Below are 4,299 nucleotides of genomic sequence, written 5' to 3'. Positions count from 1 at the left end.
GTCACGCGGCTGCGCCGCGCGCCACCTCCCCCGTTTCCGGGTGAGGAGGAGGCCGCCCATCCTCCCCCGCGTGCGGGGGAGGTGTCGCGGAGCGACGGAGGGGGCGCTCTACTATGTACGCACACCTCCGCCGCCTCACGCGGCCTGCCGCTGAAGGGATGGAAAGGGACGCGGAGCGCCGGACGACGTCCGGAAGTGTGAGTAGCAAATACCGTTTCGACGAAGCCGAACGCTCCGCGCGACCGTTATCCGCCAGCGTCCCGTCAGGTGGCCCTGTTCAGGCCTTACCAGGACCTGGAGTTGGCCGTTTCCAGCCACTCCAGCGGTCGAAGAGGACGAGCCACTTCAGGCTAAGACACATCCCTTGGCCTCCGACCACGCCGACGGCGGGCGGGTCTGGCCAGCAACCAGATCCCCGGACCGTCCGAGTATCCCCCTCGGACCTGTTCCCGCTCGATCGCCCCCCGCCGCCGCAAATGGTCGCTGGCCACGCGCCCTTTCCTCGCGATGAGGTGGGATCATTGTCCGCGCGGTTTGAACGCGGATCATTCGATCGCGCGTAAAATCGACAAGCGGTTGATTTCGTTGGGGCCTGTCGCGCGAACGCGGAGGATTGAGCGCGCTCAATCCCCTCTCTCCAAGAGAGAGGGGTTTTGAGGCGGCGCGCGAGCCTAGTGCACGGTTCCGGCGGCGCTCATCCAGGCGGTGAACGTGCGGGCTTCCTGGTCGTCGTGCTGCTCTTCGAGAGCCATCTCTTCCAGCAGGATCGCGGCCAGCACCCACTCCTCGAGGTCGGCGGCGGTGGCGCGGCCGTCCTCGAGCGCTTCCTTGACGGTTTCGATCAGCCACTCGACGGCGGCTTCGTGGGTCTTGCTCATGAGTTCACCTCACAACCTGTCCGCGAGACTACAGGCTGTTGGCGCTCAAGGCCCTGCGACACAGGGTCATACCGCCACAAGACCCTCGCGCGGCCGGGCCGCGCGAGGAAAGGGACCTATTGGCCTTTCAGCTTGCGGTCGAAGAACGCCAGGTGCGTCTTCAGCACGCTGAGGCCCTTGGTCTTGCTGCCCGGCGCGCTGTGGCGCTCGCCCGGATAGAGCGCCATCTCGAACGGGATCGCCTTCTTTTGCAGGGCGGCCATCACACGCGTGCTGTTCTCGAAGATGACGTTGTCGTCGGCCATGCCATGCAGTAGCAGCAGGCTGCCGGGCTTTAGGCGATCCAGGCGGTTGTTGACGTCCGAATAGGCGTAGCCGGCCTTGTTCTCTTCTGGCTTGCCCATGTAGCGCTCGGTATAGGCGGTGTCGTAGAGCCCCCATTCGGTCGGCGGAGCGCCGGCCGCGCCGGCCTTGAACGGCGTGTTCTCGGCGGTCATCAGCATCAGCGTCATGAAGCCGCCGTACGACCAGCCCATCACGCCCAGCTTGTCGGGGTCGACATAGGGCAGGCCGGCCAGGAACCTGGCGCCCTGCAGCTGATCCTCGACCTCCACCGTGCCGAGGTTGCGATCCAGGGCGCGCTGGAACTTGGCCGAGCGATTGCCGCTGCCGCGATTGTCCAGCTTGAAGATGACGTAGCCGGCTTCCAGATAGGTCCGCTCCGACGGGCTGTGCCAGCCCTTGGTGACGCGCTGAGCGTGCGGGCCGCCGTAGACCGAGACGATGGCCGGATACTTCCTGGCCGGATCGAAGCCCTGCGGCTTGAGGATCTCGTAATAGAGGGTCTCGCCGTCGGTGGCCTTCAGCGCGCCGTACTCCGGAACGGGCAGGGTCGAGGCGTACGGCCAGTAGGGATGGCCCTCGGCCAACCGGTTTTCCTCGATCCATCGCACTCGCTTGCCGTCGGCCGTGTAGAGCGCCGTCTGCGGCGGGGTTTTGGGATCCTCATAGGTCCCGGCGAAGGCGCCGCCCGTCTCGGCGACCTTGACCTTCCACCAGCCGCCGCCCGAGGTCAGGGCCTTGGGCTTGCCCGGCTTCACGTAGCTCACCTCATAGAGGCGACGCTCCAGCGGACTGTCCATCGAGGCGGTGAACAAGGCGACCTTGCGGGCCTCGTCGACGCCCTCTAGCGCCGAGACCGGCCAGTCGCCCTTGGTCAGCTGGGCGATCAGCTCGCCGTTGGCGGCATAGTGGTAGAGGTGGTTGTTGCCGTCCTTTTCGGACGACCACAGGAACGTGCCGTCCTTCAGCGGCGTGAAGTCGTCGCGCGCTTCGACCCAGTGGGCGTCGGTGTCGGTGACGATGGTCTTGCCCGCGCCGGTGGCGGCGTCGAAGGCGATCAGGTCGAGGGCCTTCTGGTCGCGCGACAGGCGCTGGGCGTAGATCGTCTTGCCATCGGCCGACCAGTCGACGCGGGCCAGATAGATGTCCTTGTTCGCGCCCAGGTCCAGCTTGCGAACCTGACCCGAAGCCAGGTCGCGGGCATAGAGTTCGACCACGGCGTTGGGCCGGCCGGCGCGCGGATAGCGCTGCTCGACCACGGTGGCGCCGCCCGGCCCGATGTCGGCGCGCGGCACGACGTCGACCGTGCTCTCGTCGACGCGGGTGTAGACGATGCGGCTTTCGTCCGGGCTCCACCAGTAGCCGGTGAAGCGGTCCAGCTCTTCCTGCACCACGAATTCGGCCGTACCGAACGACAGCGTATCCTTGCCCTCGGTGGTCAGGGCCGTCTCGGCCCCGCCCGCAACGGGTTTGATGTAGAGGTTCTGGTCGCGGACATAGGAGACGTAACCGCCCTTCGGCGAGACCTTGGCGTCGACCTCGTCGCCAGGCGTTTGCGTCAGGCGCGAGACCTTCCCGTCGGCGACGCTGTCCAGATAGAGGTCGCCGTCCAGCGGCACCAGGATGAAGCGGCCCTGGCGGTCCCAGCTATATTCGACGATGCCGCGCGCCGAGACCCGGGCGCGTTCGCGGCGGGCCTTCTCGGCCTCCGACAGCTCCTTGGCGCCCGAGGACAGGGCCGCCGAGTCGATCAGGCGGTAGGGCTCGCCACCCTTGACGTCGGCCGCCCACAGATCCTGGACGTTCGCCGCTTCGGGCTTGGCCTTCAGATAGGTCACCCGCTTGCCGTCCGGAGACAGGGCAACGCCCTTGGCCGTGGGGCCTGAAAGGCTTGGATCGGCGAAGATGCGTTCGGGGGTGAGTTTTTCCGCCAGGGCGGGCGAGGAGAGGGCGAGGACGGCCGCGAGCGCCGTGAGCGAGGGTCTGATCATGGCGCGCGACGCTATTCGGGTGCATCGCGGTTGTCAGCAGCGAAGTTGTTGCGAGCTTGAAACGCCGAGGGCGCGCTACCGGCCTAACGACAGATGCTCTCCAGCGCCTTCAGATCCACCGGGAACGGCGAAACCGGCAGGCCCTTGGCCTTCAGGGCGTCCTCCAGCGTCGTCGGCTCCGGCGCCAGGCCGGGATTGACGTCGGTCTTGTAGAACGGGTGCTTCTCGGCCTTGTCCAGCGTGGTGAAGCCAAAGCCCTTGTCCTGGTAGAGCTTGAACAGGCGCGGGGCCATGCGGGCGTCGAACGCGCCGCCGTGCATCAGCAGGACGTAGGGGATGTCCTTGCCGTAGAGCGTCTTGGACATGGCGCGCGAGCGGTCGGCCACGGCCGCCGCGCCGTCCAGGAACCTTTTTTCCAGGTCGGCGATCGCCGCCTCGTCGCCCTTCGCCACGCAGCGGGCGTAGGGGTCGTTGAAGGCGTAGTCGCCGAAGCTCATGGTGACGCTGGCGATCCGGTAGTGATTGGCCGCCAACCAGCCGCGCACGGCCAGGCGCTTCTCGGGCGTGTCGCCCTCCGACAGGAAAGGATAGCGCAGCCAGCGCCAGTCCTTGTCGCCCATCAGATCCTTCAGCATCGGCTCGTTCTGCGCGATCTCGGCGGTGAACTGTTCGGGCGTCAGGTCGATGATGTTGGGGTGCGACCAGGTGTGGTTGCCCAAGGGCTGACCGGCCTCGCGCCATAGCCTGAGAACGACGTCGGAGCCGGGCTCGCGCTGGGTATGCACGCCGTTGATGAAGCCGAAGGCGGGGGCCTTGGCGGCGGCCGAGGCCTTCAACAGGTCGGTGGCGATCTGCGCTCGCGTCACGCCCGGGGGCAGGGCCGCGTGGGCGGGCAGATCGTCCCAGGTGAAGGCGATGACGGGCTTGTTGGCGGCGTGGGCTGTGGTGGCGGTCAAGGCGAGGCAAGCGACGCTCACCCATTTTCCGACCTTCCCGGCGAACGCCGGGGTCCAGGTCGAGCCTTGAGCGGGGGTGGTCTTGGCTGAGGTCTTGGGCGCGAGCACGTCTGACTCTCCGGATGGAATTGA

The 4,299-nt window shown here is 67.0% G+C and carries 4 protein-coding genes; all 4 read right to left on the bottom strand.

Features of this window, described 5'->3' with window-relative positions; translation table 11 throughout:
* Positions 1-345 precede the first annotated feature (345 nt).
* Positions 346-522, bottom strand: a complete 177-nt coding sequence (locus VJ655_RS19765) for a hypothetical protein (protein WP_324114094.1) — start codon at positions 520-522, stop codon at positions 346-348.
* 149 nt (positions 523-671) lie between these two features.
* Entirely contained in the window at positions 672-878 is a 207-nt protein-coding gene (locus VJ655_RS19760; RefSeq protein WP_324114090.1) for a hypothetical protein, read from the bottom strand.
* Positions 879-994: 116 nt separating this feature from the next.
* Positions 995-3,211 (bottom strand): S9 family peptidase, encoded by a 2,217-nt coding sequence (locus VJ655_RS19755; RefSeq protein WP_324114088.1) that lies wholly within the window; start codon positions 3,209-3,211, stop codon positions 995-997.
* An 83-nt stretch (positions 3,212-3,294) separates the two neighbouring features.
* The gene (locus tag VJ655_RS19750; RefSeq protein WP_324114092.1) at positions 3,295-4,188 is read right to left on the bottom strand and encodes a polysaccharide deacetylase family protein; all 894 of its coding nucleotides are present in this window, start codon (positions 4,186-4,188) and stop codon (positions 3,295-3,297) included.
* Between the last annotated feature and the right edge of the window lie 111 nt (positions 4,189-4,299).

The organism is Caulobacter sp. (genome assembly GCF_035254145.1).
GTDB lineage: Bacteria > Pseudomonadota > Alphaproteobacteria > Caulobacterales > Caulobacteraceae > Caulobacter.
The sequence above is the reverse complement of the archived record's forward strand: the minus strand, read 5'-3'. Positions and strand labels throughout refer to the sequence as shown.